Annotated in this window: 18 protein-coding genes and 3 pseudogenes; 14 read left to right on the top strand and 7 right to left on the bottom strand. The window is 67.4% G+C overall.

Annotation, left to right across the window (positions count from 1 at the left end; translation table 11 throughout):
* Positions 1–272: pseudogene (locus KZ820_RS21155) on the top strand (DUF5009 domain-containing protein); the annotation flags it as partial.
* 194 nt (positions 273–466) lie between these two features.
* Here KZ820_RS21155 and KZ820_RS21160 read toward each other — a convergent pair.
* From KZ820_RS21160 to KZ820_RS21185, 6 genes and pseudogenes are all read right to left on the bottom strand, one after another.
* On the bottom strand, positions 467–1,441 hold the full coding sequence (locus KZ820_RS21160) for an FAD:protein FMN transferase (protein ID WP_258048409.1): 975 nt from the start codon (positions 1,439–1,441) through the stop codon (positions 467–469).
* On the bottom strand, positions 1,441–2,286 hold the full coding sequence (locus KZ820_RS21165; RefSeq protein ID WP_219750787.1) for a DUF4198 domain-containing protein: 846 nt from the start codon (positions 2,284–2,286) through the stop codon (positions 1,441–1,443). Before KZ820_RS21165 ends, KZ820_RS21160 begins: the two co-directional genes overlap by 1 nt.
* A gap of 19 nt (positions 2,287–2,305) precedes the next feature.
* A pseudogene (locus tag KZ820_RS21170) lies at positions 2,306–2,770 on the bottom strand (DUF2271 domain-containing protein).
* A 24-nt stretch (positions 2,771–2,794) separates the two neighbouring features.
* A complete protein-coding gene (locus KZ820_RS21175; protein WP_219750788.1) occupies positions 2,795–3,430 on the bottom strand; it encodes a PepSY-associated TM helix domain-containing protein in 636 nt (211 codons plus the stop codon).
* A complete protein-coding gene (locus KZ820_RS21180) occupies positions 3,427–4,110 on the bottom strand; it encodes a Fe2+-dependent dioxygenase (protein WP_219750789.1) in 684 nt (227 codons plus the stop codon). The genes KZ820_RS21175 and KZ820_RS21180 overlap by 4 nt, the downstream gene beginning before the upstream one ends.
* Positions 4,111–4,144: 34 nt before the next feature.
* Complete coding sequence (locus KZ820_RS21185; RefSeq protein WP_219750790.1) at positions 4,145–6,514, bottom strand: TonB-dependent receptor; 2,370 nt, start codon at positions 6,512–6,514, stop codon at positions 4,145–4,147.
* A gap of 437 nt (positions 6,515–6,951) precedes the next feature.
* On the opposite strand from KZ820_RS21185, the gene KZ820_RS21190 reads away from it, so the two are divergent.
* The 8 genes and pseudogenes from KZ820_RS21190 (at position 6,952) to KZ820_RS21225 (ending at position 18,125) form a co-directional block, all read left to right on the top strand.
* Positions 6,952–7,914, top strand: coding sequence for a LysR family transcriptional regulator (locus KZ820_RS21190; protein ID WP_258048410.1), 963 nt, complete (start codon positions 6,952–6,954; stop codon positions 7,912–7,914).
* 200 nt (positions 7,915–8,114) lie between these two features.
* A pseudogene (locus tag KZ820_RS21195) lies at positions 8,115–8,821 on the top strand (SDR family NAD(P)-dependent oxidoreductase).
* Positions 8,822–8,834: 13 nt separating this feature from the next.
* On the top strand, positions 8,835–9,335 hold the full coding sequence (locus KZ820_RS21200; RefSeq protein WP_308462304.1) for a (R)-mandelonitrile lyase: 501 nt from the start codon (positions 8,835–8,837) through the stop codon (positions 9,333–9,335).
* A 53-nt stretch (positions 9,336–9,388) separates the two neighbouring features.
* Positions 9,389–10,630, top strand: coding sequence for an MFS transporter (locus tag KZ820_RS21205; RefSeq protein ID WP_219750791.1), 1,242 nt, complete (start codon positions 9,389–9,391; stop codon positions 10,628–10,630).
* A 190-nt stretch (positions 10,631–10,820) separates the two neighbouring features.
* Entirely contained in the window at positions 10,821–13,052 is a 2,232-nt protein-coding gene (locus KZ820_RS21210; protein ID WP_219750792.1) for an alpha-galactosidase, read from the top strand.
* A gap of 78 nt (positions 13,053–13,130) precedes the next feature.
* Complete coding sequence (locus KZ820_RS21215) at positions 13,131–15,992, top strand: TonB-dependent receptor (protein WP_219750793.1); 2,862 nt, start codon at positions 13,131–13,133, stop codon at positions 15,990–15,992.
* Between the two features lie 112 nt (positions 15,993–16,104).
* Positions 16,105–17,982, top strand: coding sequence for a glycoside hydrolase family 36 protein (locus KZ820_RS21220; protein ID WP_219750794.1), 1,878 nt, complete (start codon positions 16,105–16,107; stop codon positions 17,980–17,982).
* Positions 17,979–18,125, top strand: a complete 147-nt coding sequence (locus KZ820_RS21225; protein WP_219750795.1) for a hypothetical protein — start codon at positions 17,979–17,981, stop codon at positions 18,123–18,125. Before KZ820_RS21220 ends, KZ820_RS21225 begins: the two co-directional genes overlap by 4 nt.
* A gap of 252 nt (positions 18,126–18,377) precedes the next feature.
* Here KZ820_RS21225 and KZ820_RS21230 read toward each other — a convergent pair whose 3' ends face one another.
* Positions 18,378–19,301: a LysR family transcriptional regulator gene (locus KZ820_RS21230; RefSeq protein WP_219750796.1), complete on the bottom strand. Its 924-nt coding sequence runs from the start codon at positions 19,299–19,301 to the stop codon at positions 18,378–18,380.
* 151 nt (positions 19,302–19,452) lie between these two features.
* Here KZ820_RS21230 and KZ820_RS21235 point away from each other — a divergent pair, with 151 nt between their 5' ends.
* The 5 genes from KZ820_RS21235 to KZ820_RS21255 all read left to right on the top strand — a co-directional run.
* Positions 19,453–20,436 carry an aldo/keto reductase gene (locus KZ820_RS21235; RefSeq protein WP_219750797.1) on the top strand — a complete coding sequence of 328 codons (984 nt, stop codon included), beginning with the start codon at positions 19,453–19,455 and terminating at the stop codon, positions 20,434–20,436.
* Positions 20,437–20,456: 20 nt separating this feature from the next.
* Positions 20,457–21,311 (top strand): aldo/keto reductase, encoded by an 855-nt coding sequence (locus tag KZ820_RS21240; RefSeq protein WP_219750798.1) that lies wholly within the window; start codon positions 20,457–20,459, stop codon positions 21,309–21,311.
* A 67-nt stretch (positions 21,312–21,378) separates the two neighbouring features.
* A complete protein-coding gene (locus KZ820_RS21245) occupies positions 21,379–21,915 on the top strand; it encodes a nuclear transport factor 2 family protein (RefSeq protein WP_219750799.1) in 537 nt (178 codons plus the stop codon).
* 33 nt (positions 21,916–21,948) lie between these two features.
* On the top strand, positions 21,949–23,115 hold the full coding sequence (locus KZ820_RS22275) for a (R)-mandelonitrile lyase (protein WP_219750800.1): 1,167 nt from the start codon (positions 21,949–21,951) through the stop codon (positions 23,113–23,115).
* Between the two features lie 17 nt (positions 23,116–23,132).
* Positions 23,133–23,472: 2Fe-2S iron-sulfur cluster-binding protein (locus tag KZ820_RS21255; RefSeq protein WP_219750801.1), on the top strand; the 340-nt coding region annotated here is incomplete at its 3' end.

The raw sequence follows: 23,472 nt of genomic DNA on the forward strand, positions 1-23,472 counted from the left end.
AGCTGCGCGGCGCGCGGCTGGGGCGCGGCTTCCTTCAGATGCTCGGCCGCAACCCGCTGGCGCTCTACCTCTTCTCCGAGCTGCTGGTGGTGACGCTCGAGTTGATCCAGGTACGTCCCGGCATGGGACTGTACCATTGGGTCGGGCTCGAGCTGTTCCAGCGGCTGGCGCCGGGGCCACTGGGGTCGTTGCTGTGCGCGCTGACCTACACCTCGGTCTGCTGCCTGTTCGCGCGCGCGCTCGATCGCCGCGGAATCATCCTGAAGGTGTGATTATGGTAGGGTAGCTACCGTTCCTATTACCTCCCGATAAGGCCAAGCCGACAACTGCCCGGGCAGCGTCGAAGGCTTGAACACCAGCATGAACGAATGGCTGAAGTTGGACTGCGGGCAGGTGGTCCTGAGTGACCGGCAGTGGGTCGAGTCCTCCGCAACATGGATATATTAGCCGTCCTTGGACGATGGTGTCAGCAATAATCCTGTTTGAGCATCTCGACTAGCCGATGCGAAAGCAGCTCCTGATAAACGTCAACCGTACCCACGATCAGGCGGACAGGATAGTCTAGCGCCATCACCTTCGCGGGTGCGGCAACGACCGCCATCGTTGCGAGGGCGTCGGCCATCGCCGCGCTCGGCGCGACCACGCTGGCGGAGACAACCCCATGTATCGGTGGTCGCCCGGTACGCGGGTCGAGGTTGTGTGCGCCGCGGACGTAGGTTCCAGACGTTGCCACCGCGAGTTGATGCGCGGCCACGCGCAGCGGCGGCACGTCGGCGCCGCTGGGCGCTTCGATGTCGACCCACCATGGGTCGCCGTCGGGACGCCATCCCCGACCGACGAGCTCGCCGCCGATCTCCACGAGGCAGTGGCGCACGCCCAACTCGTCCAGCAGATCGGCGACGGCGTCGACTGCATAACCCTTGGCGATGCCCGAGAGGTCGAGCCGAACGCCCCCCGGCTGGCGCAGCCGTCGCCGCGGCGCGTCCCACGTCAGCCGGCGCCAGCCGCCGAGCGCCAGCGCGTCCGCGATCTCCCGCGGGCCCGGCGCGGCGCGCGCGCCCGCTGGCCCAAAGCCCCATAGGTCGACCAGGGCACCGATCGCGGGATCAAAGGCGCCTCCGCTACGCGGCGCCAGCGTGAGGGCGAGGTCGACGACGCGCGCGAGGTCCGCCGGCAGCTCGTGCCAGCTGCCGGCAGGCGCGTCGTTGAAACGCGACAGCGCCGAGCCGGGCTCCCAGTGACTCATCTGATCGACGAGCGCCGCGAGGCGCGCCGTGATCGCAGCGGCGACCGTCAGCGGCGCGACCCGGCCGGCGTAGCGCACGCGCCACGTCGTTCCCATCGTCTCTCCCTCGATCAGCTCGACCCACGCGGCGGGATCGTGCGACGACAGCGCCGCCGGATCGATCGCCGGCGGCAGCGCGATCCGGGGCGCCGACATCAGGGCGTCATCACCTCGAGCGTGGTGGTGTAGCTCATCCGCCGCTGCGTCGCGCGCGGCGCGGTCGCGTGCGAGTCGGTAAGCGTCGCGTTGAGCCAGTACATGCCAGCGCCCGGCCACTCGATCGCGAGCGTGCCGTCCGCCGCGGTGGTCAGCTCGCGGGCGCCCTCGGCGTCGCGGTAGCGCTTGCCGCCAGGCACCACGATCACCTTGAGCGCGGTGGCGGGCTGGCCGTCGACCAGGAAGCGGAAGCGCGCGATCTCACCCGCGACCAGCTCGTCGGGGTGGGTGACATAGTCGATCTCAAGCCCCTTGCCGCTGGGGGTCAGGACCGTTCGCGTGGGCTCGCCGGCGGTGACGAAGATCTCGTTGCGCGCCGACGTCTCGGTCAGGCGCACGTCGGTGGCGTCGGCGGGGATGTCGGCGACGGTCAGCGGCGGCTGGCGCGGTCCTCCCGCGCTCGTCGGCGGGCCGCCGCGGCCGCCGACGCGCTTCTCGACACCGCCGACCTTGAAGCTGCCCACAATGCCCGACATCGCGCTGCCGATCTTCCAGGTGCCCGGCTTGTCGAGGCGAACGTCGAAGACCGAGCGATAGCGCCCGGTGGCACCGTTCTGGAGCGTCCCCGGCGTGCCGTCAGGCTGCCAGACCCGCACGTTCTCCAGCCGGCCGGGCTGGTGGTCGGCGTAGAACAGGTCGTTCGACACCGCGCTGTCGACCGTCACCCAGCCGTCGGTGCCGGAGAAGATCGTGCCCGATGGCAGCAGCCACATGCGATGCGCCGAGACGGCGGCCGGCAACGCGAGCAGCGCCGCGGCGACGAGGAAGCGGGTACGTGCGATCATGGGAAGGCCTCCGGTCGGGTCAGCGGGCACTGACGGTGACGGCGCCGAGCTCGTGGCCGCCGCCAGCGCGCCCGGCGCCGGGGACCGTGAGCGGCACCTGGACCAGCTCGCGCCCGCCGGTCTCGCGCGCCGCCTCGACGTGGAGGACATAGGCACCCGGGCGGAGGTCGGTGGGCAGCGCGATGGTGTGGACACCGGGCGGTCGCGTCGCGCCGCTGATGCCGTCGGCGGGAAGGTGCAGGCTGCGGCCGCCCTTGCGCCACCAGCCGCGCAGCTCGGCGAGCCACTTGGTGCCGGGCTCGGCGCCGCTCTTCTTGACGTCGTACCAGAGCGCGAGCGTCCGCGCCGGCCCGCCGGCCGCGGGCTCGAGCCACACCGCGACATAGGGGCGGTGGTATTAGGCGACGGCGAGGCCCGGCACGGTGATGCTGACGGTGCCCGCCGCGGCGGGGGTCGCCACGGTGCCGGCGGCGAGCACGAGCATGGAAGGGCGCATGGCGAGGTCCTCTCAGTGGATCAGGAAGAGCGCGATCAGCGCCGGTACGGTGAGCCCGAGCGCGACGAGCGGCCAGGTGGCGCGGCGATGGCGCGCGTGGAGGTAGAGCAGCAGCAGCCCGGTCAGCGTGAACAGCACGCACGCCGCCGCGAACAGGTCGATGAACCAGAACCAGGCGGCGCCGGCGTTGCGCCCCTTGTGCAGGTCGTTGAGGTACGAGATCCAGCCGCGGTCGGTGATCTCCGCGGTGATCGCCCCGGTCGCGCGATCGACGCTGACCCAGGCGTCGCCGCCGGGACGCGGCAGCGCGACATAGACCTCGCCGTCGGACCATTCGGCGGCGCGCGCGATCGGGTCGACACCGACCGCGCGCGCGACCGCCTCGGCGACCGCGAGCGGCAGCGGCGCGTCCCTGGCGTGCGCGCCGGCGAGCTGGTGGCGCAGCGGCGCGGGCAGCACCGCGGCGCGCTCGGTCACCACCGGCGTCGCGGCGATACTAGCGGCGTGGTTGAGCGTGATCCCGGTGAGCGCGAACAGCAGCATCGCCACCAGCGACACCGCCGCGCTCACCCAGTGCCAGGTGTGGAGCTGCTTGAGCCACCAGGAGCGCCAGCGCCGTCCGCCGGACTTGCGTGCCGCGACGCTCACGCGTCGGCCCAGCGGCGCAGCAGGTTGTGGTAGACGCCGGTGAGCTGCACCACCGCGCCGTCGCCGTGACCGCGGTCGGTCGCGACCGCCTGGATCGCGCGATCGAGCTCGAACAGCGTGCGGCGCTCACCGTCGTCGCGCACCATCGACTGGAGCCAGAAGAAGCTCGCCACGCGCTCGCCGCGCGTGACCGGGGTGACGCGGTGCAGGCTGGAGGCGGGGTAGAGGACGAGATGACCCGCCGGCAGCTTGACCGACTGCGGCCCGAACTGGTCCTCGATCACCAGCGCGCCGCCGTCATAGGCAGCGGGATCCTCGAGGAAGAGCGTCGCCGACAGGTCCGAGCGGAGGCGGAAGTCGGTGCCGCGCTTCATCCGTATCGCATTGTCGACGTGGAGGCCGAAATCCTCGCCGCCGGCGTAGCGGTTGAACAGCGGCGGGAAGACCTTCAGCGGCAGCGCCGCCGCGACGAACAGCGGCGTGCGCCCGAGCGCGTCGAGGATCATCCGGCCGGCCTCGCGCGCGGCGGCCGAGTCCTCGGGCAGCTGGCGGTTGCGCTTGGCGAGCGCCGACTGCGGTCCCGAGGTGACGTTGCCGTCGACCCACTCGCCGGCGTCGATGATCGCGCGGACGCGCGCGAGCGCGGCGACGTCGAGCACGTCGGGGATGGCGATCAGCATGCGCGTGCTCCGTCCGGGTCCGTCACCGCGCCGCTCAGAAATTGTAGAAGAGGCTGAGCACCGCCGAGCGCGCGTCGCCCGGCACCGCCCAGCCGTTGTTGCGCACGCCCGTGTAATAGCGCTCGTTGCCGACGTTCTGGACGTTGAGCTGCGCGGTCAGCCCGCCCGCGAAGGTGTAAGCGAGATAGGCGCGGTGGATCAGATAGTCGTCCACCAGCGGCTGTGCCGGCGCCGCGAGCGACGCGGCGGCGATGGCGAACCCGCCCTGGTAGGTCAGGCCGTAGCCGAACTCGAGCCCGAACGGGAGGCGGTAGGTGGTGAACAGGCTGCCCGAGTGCTCGGGCGTCTGCGTCAGCCGGCTGCCGCGCTGCGGGTCTGGCACCGCGGACGAGTTGCCGCACGCCACGCTCGGCGCGGCGAGGCAGCGGTCCGACACCGACTGGCGGATCGTGCCGTCGAGATAGGTGTAATTGGCGAAGATCGTCCAGGCCGGCGTGATCGCGCCCGACGCGCCCAGCGCGACCCCGTCGACGCGGCTGCGACCGTCGAGCACCTGCGTCGACGAAGGCAGCGCCGGGTCGACCGAGGGGACGCGATAGTTGGTGCGTTCGTTGCGGAACACCGCGGCGGTGAGCTCGAGCCGCCCGAACACGCTGGCCTTGACCCCGGCCTCGTAGTTGCGCGCGGTCTCAGGCGCGACCTGGCAGGGGTCGTAGGTGACGGCGGCACCGTCGATCACCTGCACCACCGGCGCGCCACAGCCGAGCCTGACCGTCGTGGAGGAGGGCGTCTTGGCGTTGCCGTAGCTGGCATAGACGCTGACCTGCCGCACCGGGTGCAGCACCACGCCGCCGCGATAGGAGAAGAGCCGTTCGCGGCTCTGCTGCGGCCGCTGGGCCAGTTCGGTCACCTGCGTCGCGCCGGGCGGCACGACCGCCAGCGGCAGGTTGCGGAAGGTCGCATGCTGCGACTCCCAGCGCACGCCGCCGTTCAGCTCGACGAAGCGGCCGAGCTCGAGCGTGTCGAAGGCGTAGACGGCGAAATTGCGCGTCTCGCCGCGCGCCTGCGCGGTGACGGTGCGGTGAAGCGGCCCGCGCCACGTCGTGTCCGGGTCGCCGATCGACAGGACCGGCAGCGGCGTCACCGCCGACCCGTCGGCGTTGCGCAGCAGCGAGGCGGTCGTGATCGCATAATCCTCGATCGCGCCCGAGAAGCCGAGGTTGAGCGTGTTGCGGACGCCGCCCTGGGCGCCGGTCGCGACGCGCAGGTCGGTCTGGTTGTAGACCAGCTGCGCTTCCTGGTCGCGGACCAGCCCGCGCGGCCCGGCCGGCCGCCACTCGCCCGGCGCAAGGCCGGCGGGGCAGGCGGCGCCGGTCGGCTGGAGCGCCACCCCCGCGAGGCAGAAGGTGCCCTGCGGCGCGCTGGTGACGCCGTTCTGCACGACGTGCTGCCAGCGCGTCAGATTGCGCACCGACACCGCCTCGCTGACCGCGTGGCGGAAGGTGGCGGTCGCGCGGTCGAGCACCTGGTCCTGCCTGTCGAGGTTGACGATGCCGTAATAGGCCGAGCGGTCCGCACCCGGCAGAAGGCCGCTCGACAGAGTGGTGCGGAAGAAGGGCACGCCGTAGTAAGGCGTGTTGTCGTCCTCCTGGTGGACATAGGCGAGCGTCAGGCTGGTCGGCCCGTCGATCCCGATCGTCACCGCGGGCGCCACGCCCCAGCGCTCAAACTTCTCGATGTCGCGCCCCGGCACGTCGTTGCGATGGTAGGCCGCGTTGAGCCGCACCGCCACGTCCTCGCCGACGCGCTTGTTGGCGTCGATCGCGGCGCGATAGTAATCGTCGGTGCCGATCGAGCCCTGCACGACCGTGAGATCGCGCGGCGTCGGCACCTTCGACACCAGGTTGATCGTGCCGCCGACCGAGCCCGAGCCGTTGAAGACGCTGTTGGCGCCGTTGTAGACCTCGATCTGCTGGAGGTTGAACGGGTCGGTGCGGCTATACTGGCCGCTGTCGCGCACGCCGTCGACCGTGATGTCGTTGGTGGCGGAATAGCCCCGTAGGTTGATGTTGTCGCCATAGCCGCCGCCGCCCTCGCCGGCCCCGAAGGTGATGCCGGGTATGGTCTGCAGCGCATCGCGGAGCGTTTGGAGGTTCTGCTTGCGGATCGTCTGGTCGTTGAGGACGGTGACCGTCTGCGGCATGTCGATAAGCGCCGAGGTAGCCTTCGGGCTCTCGAGCTTAGCCGGCTCGGCGGGAGCCCCGTTGACGATGATGTCGTCGCGACCCTCGGGGCTATCCTGCACCGTGATCGGCGCGCCCGTGCCGGGATCCGCGGCGGCAGACGCCGAAGCGATGAACCCGACGCACGAGAGCGCCAGGTAGGTAGGTCCATTTCTAAGCATTGTAGCCCCCTGCTGCCAAGGCGATATTGCGACCCAATTGCAGAGTCAAGGCTAATGCGAGGCGTTCGCGATTTGCGCGTTTCGAAGGCAGACCCCGCGAATTTTGCAGGGGAGGGCCAGGCTGTCGTCGCAACGCTGCTGCTCGTTAGTCCACTTCCGGCTCGTCGCGCTGCTGGCCGTATGAAGAGATCCTACGGCCTGCCCATTGATGCGCCTTGTACAAGCATCGCGCTGTTGCCTCAGCTCTGACCTCAGTACGTAGCTTGACGGCGACGCAGTATGCGCCGTTCAAATCTGAACGAATGGCCGAAGATGAGGAGCAGGCTAACGCCAGCTAATGACCGCTTATCGGTCTCGTCAGGCTAGCTCTCGAACGTGCTCACCTAGGGTAGTTGGGCAGGATAGAGACACTGCCGCTCGGCGGGTTGTGCCGCGTCATGGCCTATTGGCCTGAAGGTTGCGAAACCTGGTACGATGAGGCACCTTCAATCATGCCCCTCAGCCGAACCGACCTCGCGGACTATAGCTATTTTCTGGCGATCGCTCGGCATCGCAGTTTCCGTCGCGCCGGCCTTGATCTAGGCGTCAGCGCCTCGGCGCTAAGTCATGCCTTGAAGGGCCTCGAGACCCGGGTGGGTATCCGGCTGCTCAACCGGACCAATCGAAGCGTCACGTTGACCGCGGCCGGTGAGGAACTGCTGGCTGCGATCAGTCGGCCTTTCGACGATATCGAGCAGGCGGTCGATCGGCTCAATCGGTATCGCGACACGCCGACCGGGCGCATACGGATCAACATCCCCGTCGAGGCAGCGACCCTGCTGATCGGGCCTATTCTTCGAGAGTTCGTCGACCGCTATCCGGACGTCGAACTCGACGTCGCGGTGAGCAACCATCTGGTCGATGTCACCGAGGGAGGCTTCGACGCGGGCATCCGTTATGGCGGGACCGTCCCGACGGACATGGTGGCGCAGCGCTTGTCCGCCGACATACGATGGGTGGTCGCTGGCTCTCCCGCCTACTTCGATCGCTATGGCACCGCCGATCATCCGGATGATCTCGCAGCGCACCGGTGCCTGCGCTTCCGTATTGGCGACGACAGCATCTACAAGTGGGAGTTCGAGCGCGCCGGCGAGGAGATAGCGGTTGACGTCCCCGGTTCGCTGATCTTCGACGACAGCCGCGCCATCCTCGCGGCGCTCGTGGCCGGGGTCGGGCTGATGTACGCGCCGGAGCCTCTGATCGCGCCTTTGGTCGCGAACGGCAGCGTTCGCTTGATCCTGGAGGACTGGGCACCGGTAGGGTCAGGCTTCTACGCTTATTATTCCAGCACGCGTCAGCTGCCGACCGGCTTGCGGCTGTTGATCGCCCTGATCCGCGAAATGCGACCTCTCGGCCTATAGCTGGTACGGCCTCGACGATGAGCTGAGCTCAAGTCAGCATCAATCGGTCACGGGCTAATCGCCCCGGTCCTGTCGGCCTATCTCGCTCCTCGAACACGACCGGCCGCGGCGAAGGCGGACTGCTCGACGGGAGAACCGACATGAACCCGATTTTTGATTTCTCGGGCAAGGTGGCGCTTGTCACGGGTGCCAAAGGCGGCATGGGCCTCGCCACGGCAGAGGCTTTCGCCAGGAGCGGCGCGGCGGTGGCCTTGCCGACATCGACGAAACCGCGGTGCACGAGGCTGCCGCGACGCTGACCTCGGCCGGCTACAACGCCCTCGGCATGGCATGCGACGTTTCCGACGAGGCGCAGGCCGCCGCATTGGTCACGCGCGCGGTCGACCAGTTCGGCCGGCTCGATTTTGCCTACAACAACGCCGGTATCCAGGCGCCGCCGACCGACGCGGCGGACGAGACGGCCGAAGATTACGACAGGGTGCAGGCGGTTAATCTGCGCGGCATCTGTGCCTGCATGAAGCACGAGCTGAAGCAGATGCGCGCGCAGGGTTCTGGCGCGATCGTCAACTGCTCGTCGCTCGGTGGCCTGGTCGGGCTGCCGCAACGCGGCGCTTATCACGCCTCCAAGCACGGCGTGATCGGCCTCACCAAGAGCGCAGCGCTGGAATATGCGCCGCGCGGCATCCGCATCAACGCGATCTGCCCGGGCGTGATCGAGACGCCGATGGTCGCCGACATGATGACGACGCAGATGGCGGCGATGGACGAGTTCTTGAAGCAGCAGCCGATCGGCCGGCTCGGTACCGCCGAGGAGATGGCGCAGACGGTGCTGTGGCTGTGCAGCCCGGGCGCGAGCTTCGTCGTCGGCGTGGCGTTGCCCGTCGACGGCGGCTTCACCGCGCATTGAGAGGCCCGACGCGATGACGACCGCTCCGCTGACGCTCGCCACGTCCTCTCTCGCTTTCCTGGCGATCACGAGCGCCGCCTTGGCGCAGAAAGGCACAACTGCGATGGACATCACGCGCAAAGCGGACCTGCGAACGGTCCAGGGCCCGGCCGAGAGATTCACCGGTCAGGTCACCGTTACCGGGCAGTTCCAGCACCCCGCCCCCTCGCGGGTTAGTGGCGCGATCGTTCACTTCGCACCGGGTGCGCGAACCGCTTGGCATACCCATCCGGCGGGCCAGACGCTGATCGTCACCGAAGGTGTCGGCTGGACCCAGATCGAGGGCGGTCCGAAGCTGGAGTTCCACGCCGGCGACATTCTCTGGTGCCCGGCGGAGCACAAGCACTGGCATGGGGCCACGCAGCACGACGCCATGACGCACATCGCGATCCAGGAGGCCATCGGCGGCTCCCCCGTGACGTGGTTGGAGAAGGTAAGCGACGAAGATTACCTCGCTCCGGTGGCGATGAAGTGAACGGTGCCGTGCACGACCGTGGTCTCTCGGCCGGCAAGACAGGCGAGCAGAGCATGACGAGCAGCACCGGACTCTCTGTTGAAGCGAGCGACGTCCGCGTCATCGCCCCTGCATGGGGCGCAGTGTATGCGCTGTCGCTCTGCACCTTCACGCTGATCGCATCCGAGTTCATGCCGGTCAGCCTTCTCAGCCCCATCGCGCACACGCTGCGCCTCACGGAAGGCCAGGCGGGGCAGGCGATCTCGATCTCGGGCGTCTTCGCGGTGCTGACCAGCCTGTCGATCAGTTCGGTGATCGGGACCCTTGACCGGCGTCATGTGCTGCTCGGCCTCACCGCCCTGCTGATCGTCTCCGGCACACTGGTCGCTTTCGCGCCCAGCTACCCTGTCTTGATGATCGGTCGAGCGTTTGTCGGTGTCGCGGTAGGTGGATTCTGGTCGATGTCAGCCGCGACGGTGATGCGGCTGGTGCCGGAAGAGTCTGTTCCCAAGGGGCTCGCTATTCTGAATGGCGGTGCGGCGGTCGCAACGACGGTGGCAGCTCCGCTCGGCAGTCTTATGGGTGGACTGATCGGCTGGCGTGGCGCCTTCTTCTGTGTCGTTCCGATCGCCTTGGCGGCGGTGCTATGGCAGGCCTTGGCGCTGCCGCGCATGCCTGCGACATCGGGCAAGAGAAGCGGCAGCATGGTCGCGCTGCTGCGCCGCCCAGCCGTGCTTGTAGGACTGATCGCCGTAGCGTTCTTCTTCATGGGCCAGTTCGCGCTTTACACTTACCTGCGCCCGTTCCTGGAGCAGGTGACTCATGTCAGCGTTGGCATGCTCTCGACGATCCTTCTCATCATCGGCGTAGCAGCATTCATCGGCAATGCTGTGGTTGGCCGTGTGGTTCAACGCAGCCTTACTGGGACGCTGGTAGCAGCGCCTGCAGTCATGGCCGCCATCGCCGTGATGCTGGCGATGTTTGGCGCCTCGGTCACAGCGGTCATGTGCCTCCTTGCGCTCTGGGGTCTGGTCAGTTCGGCTGCCGTGGCCTGGTGGACGTGGGTCACGCGGGCGGCACCTGATGATGCGGAAACCGGCGGAGGGTTGATGGTGGCTGTCATTCAGCTTGCGATCACTGTTGGTGCCACGATCGGCGGCGTCGCGTTCGACCGACTAGGCGCTGCGCCAGAATTCGTTGGAGCCGCGCTGATCCTCGCGATGGCAGCGGTTCTGGCGATCGCTGCGGGTATCATGCTGGCGCGCCATTTGCGCCAGATTGGCAGGCCTATTCGGACAGGTGGCCGGATTAGCTAATTAGACTGCTAGAGTTCCAATAGCGGCCCCTTTGGTCTCGGGCGCAGGATACGAACCGTACCCGGAGGAACGCCTGTGAGGCTCAAGCGCGACCGACATTCAATGATCCCGCTTGCATGGAGCTCATTTATCAGATAATCCACTGCAATCGATTGCGTAACAAGCGCGACGTCAGGCGGGGGGAACGCGAATGCGGTTCGTTGCGGCGGTATTGATCGTAAGCACCTTCGCAGCACCGGCCCATGCCCGAGTGAAGGCCGATCAAACCTCACGCGTCTTCAGGCTCGATGGTGGAGGAGTAACCTACGCCCTCGGCGTCGACGACAAGGGGTATCTTCAGCCGCTCTACTGGGGGACGTCGCTCGCGCCAGCCGACCCGCTTGTCTCCACTGACCTCACAAAGACCGGCGAGCCTGTGCTGGCCAAGGCGCCGGGCGAACTCTCCGGCTTCGATCCGGCCGGCTCGGTCACGCTCCAGGAGTTTTCGGGGCAGGGCGAGGGGCTGGTCAGCGAGCCCGGCATCAAGACGATCTTCGCGGATGGCAATCGCGACCTCGTCCTCAAGTATCGGTCTCACCGGGTCGAGGGCGAGACGCTGATCGTTGAGCTCGCCGACATCCGCCGCCCGCTGACGGTGACGCTCCGCTACACGATCGATCCGGAGACTGGTGTGCTGGCGCGCTCGGCCGCGGTGCGCAACGGCGACCGCCGACCGGTGCGAGTGGATCAGATCGCGGCGGCCGTGTTCACGTTGCCGGTCGGCGACGATTACCGGCTCCACTATCTCACCGGCCGCCACGCCGCCGAGTGGACCAAGAAGGACGTCTCGATCACGCCCGCGCTGACGGTGCTGGAAAGTCGGCGCGGCTCCACCGGGCACGGCAACAATCCCTTTTTCGCGATCGGGCGTGAAGGGCTGACGACGGAGGAGCACGGCCCGGTCTGGTACGGGGCGCTCGCCTGGTCGGGCTCTTTCCGAATCAGCGTGGGGCAGGACAATCTCGGCCGCGTTCGCGTTGCCGGCGGCTTCAACTCCTACGACTTCTCCTGGTCGCTCAAGCCCGGCGAGACGCTGGAAACGCCGGTCTTCTACGCCGGCTACTCGGCCGACGGCTGGGGCGCGGCATCGCGAACGTTCCACCGTTTCGAGGTCGCACATGTGGTCCCCGGCGGCATTGCGGCCAAGTTGCGCCCGGTGCTGTACAATAGCTGGGAAGCGACCGCCTTCGACGTGACCGCGACGGGTCAGGAGGCATTAGCGGAGAAGGCCGCACGGATCGGCGTCGAGCGGTTCGTGGTCGACGACGGCTGGTTCGGCGCGCGCAACAGCGACAAGGCCGGGCTCGGCGACTGGACCGTCAACCCGGCCAAGTTCCCGAACGGGCTCAAGCCGCTGATCGACAAGGTGCATGCGCTGAAGATGGACTTCGGCCTCTGGGTCGAGCCCGAGATGGTCAACGTCGACAGCGACCTGTACCGCAAACATCCCGACTGGGTGCTCAACTATACCGGCCGGCCACGCACCGAGGGGCGCAACCAGCTCGTCCTCAATCTCGCGCGCACGGAGGTGCGCGACCACCTGCTGGCGGTGCTAGATCGGCTCGTCAGCGAGAACGACATCGCCTTTCTCAAATGGGATTATAACCGCAACTGGACCGAGGCGGGCTGGCCGGAGGCACCGGTGCGGGATCAGCAGAGGGTGTACGTTCAATACGTCCGCAACCTCTACTACATCCTGTCCGAGCTGCGCCGTCGCCATCCCAAGCTCGAGATCGAGGCTTGCTCGGGCGGCGGCGGACGCGTGGACCTTGGTATCATCGGGCTCACCGATGAGGTCTGGACATCGGACAATACCGATCCCGCCGATCGGCTGATGATCCAGGACGGCTTCACCCAGGCTTATCCGGTCGCGGTCATGATGGCGTGGGTGACCGACAGTCCGAACTGGGCCAATACCCGTACGACGTCGCTCGATTATCGCTTCCTCTCGTCGATGCAGGGTGGGCTTGGCATCGGTGCCAATCTCGACAAGTGGCAGGCGGAGGATTTCACGACCGCGGCCAAGTGGGTCGCCGCCTACAAGACGATCCGTCAGACGGTGCAGCGCGGCCAGCTCTACCGCATCGACCCGCCCAGTGGAGACAACGCGTCGTCCGCGACGATGTATGTTGCCGCGGATCGCCGTCAGGGCGTCATGTTCCAGATGCTCCACTCCTCGATGTGGCGTGATAATCCTGCCGCCCAGCATCCGCGCGGTCTCGACGCCGCACGCGTCTACGCCGTGCGCGTCCTTGGTGGCGGAGCGCTCCCCGAGGGCGTGCCTGCGCAAGCGAGCGGCGCCTACTGGATGGAGCGCGGACTACGCGCGCCGCTCAAGGGAGATTATGTCGGAACGGCCTTCGTCTTCGACGCGATCGACTGAACACGAACATTGAGAAGAGCCCGTCACGAGGCTCGTCGCAGAAGTGAGACAGGGATACTAACAGGGGAGGTTGTTACAATGCGTACGTCTATCAGAGCCGCACTTCTTGCCAGCGGCGTGATGCTGGCGCTGCCCGCGCTGGCCCAGGAGACCGCACAGCCCGCCGCGGGTGCGCCGCAGACCAGCCCGGACGGCACCATACAGGAGCCGACGCCGCCCGCCGCGCAGGTCGGCCCGGGCGCGAGCGACGCCACCGACGAGATCGTCGTCACCGGCATCCGCAGCAGCCTGGCCTCGTCGGCGCGGATCAAGCGCGACGCGCAGCAGATCGTCGACACCATCTCCGCCGAGGACGTCGGCAAATTCCCCGACGCCAACATCGCGGAGTCGCTCCAGCGCATCACCGGCGTCGCGATCGACCGCTCGGGCGGCGAGGGCCAGTTCATCACCGTCCGCGGCCTCGGACCCGAGTTCAACACCGTGCTCGTCAACGGCCGGGTCATGGCGACCGACAATCCCGGCCGCGAATTCTCGTTCGACGTGCTCTCGTCCAACATGATCCAGCGCACCGACGTCTACAAGTCGAGCGTGCCCGAGCTGCAGGAAGGCGGCATCGGCGCGACGGTCAACATCATCACCGCGCGCCCGCTCGACGGCCGCAGCGGCTTCCACCTCGCCGCCTCGGCCGGCGGCATCTACGACACGCTGCGCGAGAAGCTTAGCCCCGACTTCTCCGCGGTGACGTCACTCACCAACGAGGAGAAGACGCTGGGCCTGGTGCTGTCGGGATCGTACACCGATCGGCGCAGCCAGCTCGATTACGTCCAGACCGACGGATGGCTGTTCGGCCCCCAGAACGTCGTCAACGGCAGCGCCACCTCGGCAGGGCTCACCACCGCCGCGCTCGGCAACACCGGAACCACCGTCAACGTGCCCCAGAACCTCGCCTTCGCGCGTCAGCTCGATCGGCGTCGGCGGATCAACGTGGCGGGCGCCGTGCAGGCCCAGCTCAACGACCAGCTGCTGCTGACTGTCGACGGCATCTACTCCAAGTTCGACGTCTTCACCTCGCGCAACATCTTCGCCAACTTCTACTCGGCGCCGTACATCGGGCTCGAGCTCGACGACACCGGCTCGGCGATCGGCTTCAACCGGCCGGGGCAGCAGTTCCTCGCCGCCAACCCGGCGCTGAACGGCAGCGTGTCGCTCTCGCAGAACGACAATATCGTCAACACCAACAATCGCCTGACGCAGACCTACCAGATTGGCGGCAACCTCAAGTGGAATCCCGCCGAGGACGTGGAGGTGCGGCTCGACGCCTCGACCACGCGCGCCAAGCAGCGCAACCCCACGCAGTTCGTGGTCGTCGGCTCGCTCGCGCAGACCAGTCCGCGCTTCGACCTCAACAAGGGCGAGGATCTGCCGACCGCGTCCAACTTCGGCAACATCACCGATGCCTCGCTGATGCTGGCGCACTACACCGGTGTCGAGAACAACCGCGTCAGTGATCGCAGCTCCGAGTTCCACCTCGATACCGACTACAAGATCCAGGACAGTATCCTGAAGTCGGTGCGGATCGGCGTGGCCTACTCGGACCGCACAAAGGAGCGACGCTTCTTCAACAACTCGGACGGCGGCTGCGCCTATTGCGGCTATGACATCCCGATGGATACGTCGCTGCTGTCGTCGTACAAGCTCGACAACTTCCTTTCCGGCGTGTCAGGCAGCCAGAACGTTCCGCAGCAGTTCTTCACCTACGATCCCAACGCGGTGATCGCCTTCCTCTCGGATCCGACCAACCTCGCGCGCGCGCGCCAGGGCCGCACCTCCGCGGAGCAGGCGGCCGAGGCGGCGCGGCTGCTGGCGCTGCCGGGCGGTCCGTACGGCACGCGCGAGAACGTCGGCAGCCGGCTGAACGTCAACGAGCGACTGCTCGCGGCCTATGTCGCCATGTCGTTCGGCGGCCAGAACTGGAGCGCCAACGCCGGCGTCCGCGTGGTGCGTACCCAGACGGTGTCGCGCGGCTTCGACCTGCCCGTGATCGATATCACTAACACGCGCGGTGACGACACGCTGGTGTTCACCTACGGCACCTCGACCCCGGTGGCGGTGCGCAACAGCTACGTCAACGCGCTGCCCTCGGCCAACATCAAGTTCAACGTCACCGACAAGCTGATCACGCGCGCCGCCTTCTCGCAGACGGTGACCCGCCCGACGCTGACCGACCTCGGCGTCGACAACAGCTACGGCGGCCGCATCTCAGTGCCGCAATCGAGCGGCGGCAACCCAACCCTGGAGCCGTTCAAGTCGACCAACTACGACGTCTCGGTCGAATATTACCTCAACTCGATCAGCTATGTCAGCGCCGGCGCCTTCTACAAGACGCTCGACAATTTCCTCGAACTGCAGACCCTGCCGGTGCAGCGCTTCGGGCGCACCTTCCAGGACACGCGCACGCGGAACGGCCAGACCGGCTATATCCGCGGTATCGAGGTGGGCGGCCAGTATACGTTCGACTGGCTGCCCAGCGTATTGTCCGGCTTCGGCGTCGCCGGCAACTACACGTACGTCGAGAGCAAGGCCGAGCGCGACTCCTCGCTGGCAGACTATGAGTGCGGCTATAACGGACTGTCGCCGCACTCGGCCAACGGCAGCGTGTTTTACGAGAAGTACGGCATCTCGGCCCGCGGTTCGTATAACTGGCGCTCCGACTATCTGCGCGCCTGCCGCTCCGACCAGGGCCGTCCGCGCAACCGCTCCGCCTACGGTCAGCTCGACTTCAACCTGGGCTATGACATCACCCCCAACGTCCAGGTCTATGTTCAGGGCGTCAATGTCACGAATCGGCGGGTGCACGAATGGTCCGCGATCGAGGAGCGCTTCCTCCTGCTCCAGGAAACTGGTGCGCGTTACAATTTCGGCGCGCGCGTGAAGTTCTAACGACCTCCCCCCTGGCCCGACGCTTCGCGCGTCGGGCCTCTTTTTTGCATAGTACACGACACTCCGGCAGGGCGATGGCGCGCGGAGAGATCACCGCGGAAGGAGAGCGTTGATGACGCGATGGATAGCCGCTGTGGCGTTCTCCGCCTGCTTGTGGCCCGCAGCCCCATCGGCGCAGACGAGTCCGCCGAAGCTGGTCGAGACGCGGCGCAGCCTTACCTTGGCCGGGCTCGAGCTGACCGTCACGGGCGCGCTCGACGGCTTCGCGCTCGCGGTACGCGCCGAGCCGATCGCTCCGGGGGTGGCGCGCGCGGTGCTGACGCTGACGCGCGCCACGCCCGCGCCCCCGCCGCGGCTGACGATCCGCTGGTCGCAGCCGTCGGTCGACATGGCGGGGATGTGGACGCCCGACGCGAGCCTGGGTCGGACGATCGTGCCCGATTTCGCCTCGACCCGGCTGCGCTCGACGCTCACCGCCGCCGCGCCCGTGCTGGCGCTCTACGGCCGCGGCGAGCAGAACCGGCTCACCGTCGCGGTCGAGGAGGCGGTGAGCCCGGTGCTGCTCGCGGCCAGGCTCCGCGAGGAGGACGTGCGCGTCTACGGCAGCGTCGAACTGTTCAGCGAGCGCCACGCGCCGCTGACGCGCTACACCACCAGCCTGCGCCTCGACACGCGCGCGATCCCGGTCGCGGACACGCTCGGCGACGTCGCGGCGTGGTGGTCGCGGCAGCCCGGCAAGGCGCCAGTGCCCGCGCCGCCGAGCGCGCGCGAGCCGCTCGACTCGACCTGGTACAGCTATCACCAGGCGGTCGACGAGGCGGCGGTGCTGGCCGAGGCCGAGGCGGCGGCGCGGCGCGGTTTCAAGGTGATGATCGTCGACGACGGCTGGCAGACCGGCGACACCAATCGGGGTTACGCGCATGCCGGCGACTGGCACCCCGAGCGGCTGCGGCGCATGCGCGTCGTCACCGACGCGCTGCACGCGCGCGGGATGAAGGGGATGCTGTGGTTCTCGGTGCCGCTGGTCGGCGACGAGGCCGCGGTGCTGCCGCGCTTCCGCGGCAAGATCCTGCGGCGCTGGGCGGAGCAGCGCACCAACGTGCTCGATCCGCGCTATCCCGAGGTGCGTGCCTATCTGGTCGATACCTTCCGCCGCGCGGTGCGCGACTGGGGGTGGGACGGGCTCAAGCTCGACTTCATCGACATGTTCAGCAGCGACGAGACGACCGTGCTTGACCGCGCCGACGGGCGCGACATCGCTTCCGTCTACGAGGCGGTCAACCGGCTGATGGTGGACGTGATGACGGCGCTGCGCGCGGTCCGCCCCGACGTCATGATCGAGTTCCGCCAGCCCTATAGCGGCCCGGTGATCCGAACCTTCGGCAACATGCTGCGCGCCTCGGATGCGCCGAACGAGTCAATCCTCAACCGTCAGCGCATCGTCGACCTGCGCCTGCTCGCCGGCGCCACCCCGGTCCACGCCGACCCGATCGTGTGGCACCCCGACGAGCCCAGCGACACCGCCGCGCTCCAACTGCTCGATACGTTGTTCGCGGTGCCGCAGGTGTCGATGCGGCTCGACACGCTGACGCCCGCACACGCCGCGATGCTGACGCACTATCTCGCTTATTGGCGCACCAACCGTGCCGTGCTGCTCGACGGGCGCTTCCGTCCGGAAGGGCTCAACGCGCAATACGAGCTCGTCCGCGCGGCGACCGCCGACAAGCAGATCGTTGCCGCCTACGCCGATCGCCTCATCGCGCTGGAGGCGCCGTCGCGCGCGATCGACCTCGTCAACGCCACCGCGGCGAAGCGGCTGGTGGTGGAGGCGATGCGCGATCTCGGCCGCTACGAGGCGCGCGCCACCGACGCGGAAGGGCGCGAGGTGTCGCGCACGTCGATCGACCTGAGGCGTGGCGCGCATGTCATCGCTGTGCCGCCGGCGGGGATCGTCGCGCTGGTGCGTCGACCGGGAGCGGCGCATCGATGACAGCGACGCCGGGCATCACGTCCGGCGCGGCGGCGACGTCGACCGACGCGACCGCGCCGGGCAAGAGCCACTATGTCGTACTCGACGGGCTGCGCGGCGTCGTGGCGCTGATGGTGGTCATGTTCCACACGTTCGAGGCCTAGGCCGACGGTGACCCGTCGCGGCAGATCATCAACCACGGCTACCTCGCGGTCGACTTCTTCTTCCTGCTGTCGGGCTTCGTCATCGCTTATGCCTATGACGATCGCTGGGGGCGGAGCAGGACGCGGGATGGCGGTCCTGCGCGGCCGCTTCTGGGATTGGAAACATCGCAGACGGCGACGCCCTCTGCTGCTTCCGTCTTTGAATCGAAGCAGGGCTGTACATCGACGTGAAAGCGGTCAAGGCTTCATCGATCACGCTCCTGCCGCGTGCTGAGTACCGATGCGGGCACGTAAGCGTAGCGCCTCAAGAACAAGCTGGAATGCCGGCGAAGGCTGACGACGGCTGGGATAGTACAGATAGTAGCCGTCGAACGGCTCGCACCACTCCTCCAGCACGCGCACGAGCCGTCCGCTCGCCAGATGATCCAGTACGTGGTCCTCAAGCATGAACCCGATGCCGCGCCCGGCCAGAGCGGCCTGAGCGATGAGGTCGACATCGTTGAAGACGAGCTGCCCCTCGGTCTTCACCTTGAGCTCCTTGCCGTCGCGCTCGAACTCCCAGCTGTAAAGCGCGCGAGATCCCGCAAAGCGCAGGTTGATGCAGCTGTGGGCAGCAAGCTCGTACGGCGATGTGGGCGTGCCCCAGGCAGCGAGGTAACCCGGAGAGGCAAAAGCCGCCATGCGCAGCCTCGGGCTGATCGGAACCGCGATCATGTCCTGCTCCAGCCTTTCGCCGAGACGAACACCTGCGTCGAAGCGCTCGGCCACGATGTCCACGAGCTCGGCGTCGACACTGACCTCGATCCTAACGTCCGGGTACTCCGTCGTGACGCGCTCGATCGCGGGCCAGAGCACCTTGCGCGCGGCGTGCGCGCCCGCGGTTATGCGCACCGTTCCAGCTGGCTTCTCGCGCAGCTCGGTAAGGGCGGCGAGCTTCTGATCGATGTCGTTCAGTGCTGGACCAAGGGTCTCGATGAGGCGCTCGCCAGCTTCGGTCGGCGCTACGCTCCGGGTCGTCCGGGTCAAAAGGCGAAGCCCGAGCCTCGCTTCCAGCCGGCGCATGGCATGGCTGAGCGCAGACTGTGAAATGCCAAGACGCGCTGCGGCCTTGGTGAAGCTGCGCTCCTCGGCAACCGCCATGAACATCGCGAGGCTGCCGAGCTCCTCCCGTCTCATCTCACTGCACCCCGCCCACACCATGCGTTCATGACATGCCGTCATAGACCCAAGCGATTTACCCTGTCTAATCCGTCCATCGGATCTGCATTACATATTTGTCATGCCGACGCCTCGAGGCGCCGATCTTCCAACGACGGGATCGAACACCATGCAGAAGCGAGAGTTAGGCCGCAGCGGCCTCAAGGTATCGGCGCTGGGTCTCGGCTGTATGGGTTTGAGCTTCGGCTACGGGCCGGCGACCGAGCGCAGCGACGCGATCAAGCTCATCCGAGCCGCGTTCGATCGCGGTGTCACCTTCTTCGACACCGCGGAAGCCTACGGCCCGGGTGACAACGAGGAGGTTCTAGGCGAAGCGGTCGAGCCGTTCCGCGACCAAGTCGTGATCGCCACCAAGTTCGGGTTCAGGAACGGGAAGCCAGGCGAGGGGGCGGACAGTCGACCCGAGCGCATCCGGCAGGTGGCGGAAGAGTCGCTACGGCGGCTGCGGACCGACCGCATCGATCTCTTCTACCAGCACCGCGTCGATCCTGACGTGCCGATGGAGGACGTCGCTGGCGCCGTAAAGGAACTGGTAGGTGCGGGCTCGGTCAGGCATTTCGGGCTCTCGGAAGCAGGACCGGACGCGATCCGGCGTGCTCACGCGGTCCATCCGGTTGCGGCGCTACAGAGCGAGTACTCGATGTTCTGGCGCGAGCCGGAGAAGCAGATCCTGCCCCTCCTCGAGGAGCTCGGCATCGGCTTCGTGCCGTTCAGCCCGCTCGGTAAGGGCTTCCTCACGGGCACGATCGACGCGTCCGCCACCTTCGGTCAGGATGACTTCCGCAGCGTCGTGCCGCGCTTCCAGGCCGATGCGCTGGCCGCGAACCAGGCGCTCGTCGACCTGGTCAGCTCGATTGCCGCGGAGAAGAAGCGGACTCCAGCGCAAGTCGCTCTGGCGTGGCTTCTAGCGCAGCGGCCATGGATCGTGCCGATCCCAGGCACGACGAAGCTGCACCGCCTCGAGGAAAACCTCGGCGGCGTCGACGTGGAGCTGACGTCCGACGATATCGTACGGATCGGTCAGGCGCTCGATCGGATCGAGGTCCAGGGCGAGCGCTACCCGGCGTCACACCAGCGCCTGATCAATCGCTGAGCGCCTGGAGAGACATCGACATGACCACCGTCCCGACCGTCACGCTCAACGACGGCAACAGGACGCCGAGCCTCGGCTTCGGCGTCTTCCAGGTGCCCGACCCGGCCGAGTGCGAGCGCAGCGTGCGCGACGCGATCGACGTCGGGTACCGCCTGCTCGACACCGCGGCCTCCTACGGTAATGAGGAGGCGGTAGGCACGGCGATCCGGCAGCATGGCATTGAACGAGCCGAGCTGTTCGTCACGACCAAGCTGTGGGTCCAGGACGCCAGCTACGAGGGCGCCAAGGCCGCCTTCGAGCGCTCGATGAACAAGCTCCAGCTCGACCACCTGGACCTATATCTCATCCACCAGCCGTACGGCGACGTGTATGGCGCCTGGCGGGCGATGGTCGAGTTGCAGCGCGCCGGTCGCGTCCGATCGGTCGGCGTCAGCAACTTCTACCCTGACCGGCTGGTGGACTTCGTCCTCCACAACGAGGTGAAGCCGGCGGTCAATCAGATCGAGATTCACCCGTTTCACAGCCAGGAGGATGCGGAGGCGATCCTTCGCGAGCACGCGATCCAGGCCGAGGCGTGGGGACCGTTCGCCGAGGGCAAGAACGGCCTGTTCTCGAACGACGTGCTGCGCTCGATCGGCGAGAAGCACGGCAAGAGCATCGCGCAGGTGGTGCTACGCTGGCTGAACCAGCGCGGCATCGTCGCCATCCCCAAGTCGGTGCGCAAGGAGCGCATGGCCGAGAACATCGCGATCTTCGACTTCGCGCTCGACGCGGAGGATCTCGGCGCCATCGCGACCCTAGAGCAGAAGGCGAGCAGCTTCTTCGACCACCGCGATCCGGCGATGGTGAAGTGGCTCGGCGAACGGAAGCTCTGATGTGATCTCCTGGCCGATGTCACGGCGTCGGGCCTTCCACCTTCGACCTCATGCGGGAGCAGTTACGATGGACTTCCGGTCGACTCAGCGAACGAAGTGGCTTCGCCTGGCAGGCGCCGTTGTCCTGTCGGTGCTACCGGTGCAGCCCCTGCTTGCGCAGGACACGCCGGCACCGCCGACGGAGACGATCAGGACAGCCGCCACGCATACCGCGGCCGAGCAGCAGATCATCGAGCTGTCGAAGACCAAATGGGACTGGATGGCGGACAAGAAGGTCCAGCCCCTGGCGGCACTCTTCGACGATCGGGCCATGTTCACCCACATGGGCGGAACGTGGGGCAAGACGACGGAACTCGCCACCATCAAGAGCGGCGGGATCTGGTACAAGAAGGCGTCGATCCACGCGGTCGACGTGCGCGTGTTCGGTGACACCGCGATCGTCCTTGAGGACCTGGACCTGGAGGCCGTGGTCGGCGCTCGTACCGTCACCAATCCGTTCATGGTCACGGAGGTCTACAACAGGCGGGCTGGGCAGTGGCGCCTGGCTCAGCTCACGTTCTCGCGGCTCGTTCGTCCGGTGAAGGCGAGCGCTGGCGGCGATTGATCCTGCCCGGGGATCGGAATGGGAGACGAAACGATGAAGGTCGCTTCTGCAACTGCCGCCGCGCTGGCGATGGCCGTGCCGGTCGAGGCGGAGGAGCGTCCTTCGGTTGCGCCCAGGAACATGCGAGCCATCGCGCCGGCACTTGCCGGCTACACCGACCGGGTGCTGTTCGGCGACGTGTGGGTGCGTCCCGAGCTGCCCCCGCGTGACCGGAGCATCGTCACTCTATCGGTGCTGATTGCGACCGGCAAAACAGCGCAGATGACGAGCCATCTCGGTCGTGGCCTCGATAACGGCATCGAGCCGTCCGAGGTCGCCGGCATGGTGACGCAGCTGGCCTTCTACACCGGATGGCCGAACGCCGTTTCGGCTCTGAACGAAGTCGAGAAGGTGTTCGCCGAGCGCGATGTCGATCTGAAGCCGCTTTCAGCGGTGTCTCCCGCCATCGCGCCGCTCCCCGGCTCCGATCCCGCGCGTGCGGCGACAGTGAACAGGACGCTTGGCCCGATCGCGCCCAAGCTCGCGCAGCTCACCAACGACGTCTTGTTCGCGGATCTTTGGCGGCGCACCGACTTGTCGCCCCGCGACCGCAGCCTCGTCACCATCGCCGCGCTTGCCGCGGGCGGTGATGGCGGCCAGCTCGCCTTCCACGTCCAGCGCGGTCTCGAGAACGGGCTGACGCAGCCGCAGATCGTCGAGGCGCTGACTCACCTGGCCTTCTACGCGGGATGGCCGAAGGCGAACGCCGCCATCGACGTCGCGGGCAAGGTGTTCGCCCCGAAGGAGGTTGTCGCAGTGTCCGACGTTCAGATCATCCATCCCGCTCAGGACCCTAAGTCCGGCCCGGCCGAGTATTTCACCGGCAGCGTGTCGGTCGCATCGCCCTTCAAGAGTACTGGCGATGCGCGCCTTGGCGGCGCGACGGTGACGTTCCAGCCGGGAGCGCACACGAACTGGCACACGCATCCACTCGGGCAGCTGCTCATCGTGACGGCTGGGCACGGGTGGGTTCAGGTCGACGGAGAAGCCGCAAAGCCGATCGCGACGGGCGACACCGTCTTCATCTCACCGGGCGTCAGGCACTGGCATGGTGCGGCACGCGATACCGCGATGACCCATGTCGCGGTCTCGGAAGCGCAGGACGGTACGTCCGTGACCTGGCTCGAACCAGTCGCCGACGCCTTATACAACAAGCTGTGACGGGAGAGACGGCGATGATGAGCGAGATCGAAATGTCGCGCCGCGGCGTCCTCGCCGGCAGCGCCGCCAGCGCGGTCGCCGCCGCGGCGCCCGCCGGCGCTGCGCCGCAGCGGACACCCGCGAGCGCCACCCCGACCATGCCGGTGCGTCTCACCGTCAACGGGGAGAAGCGCGAGCTGGCGCTCGACCCGCGCACGACGCTGCTCGACGCGCTGCGCGAGCATCTCCACCTCACCGGCACCAAGAAGGGCTGCGACCACGGCCAGTGCGGCGCCTGCACGGTGATCGTCGAGGGGCGGCGGATCAACGCGTGCCTCAGCCTCGCGCTCCAGCACGACGGTGACGCGGTCACCACGA

This window comes from Sphingomonas citri (assembly GCF_019429485.1).
Taxonomy (GTDB): domain Bacteria; phylum Pseudomonadota; class Alphaproteobacteria; order Sphingomonadales; family Sphingomonadaceae; genus Sphingomonas; species Sphingomonas citri.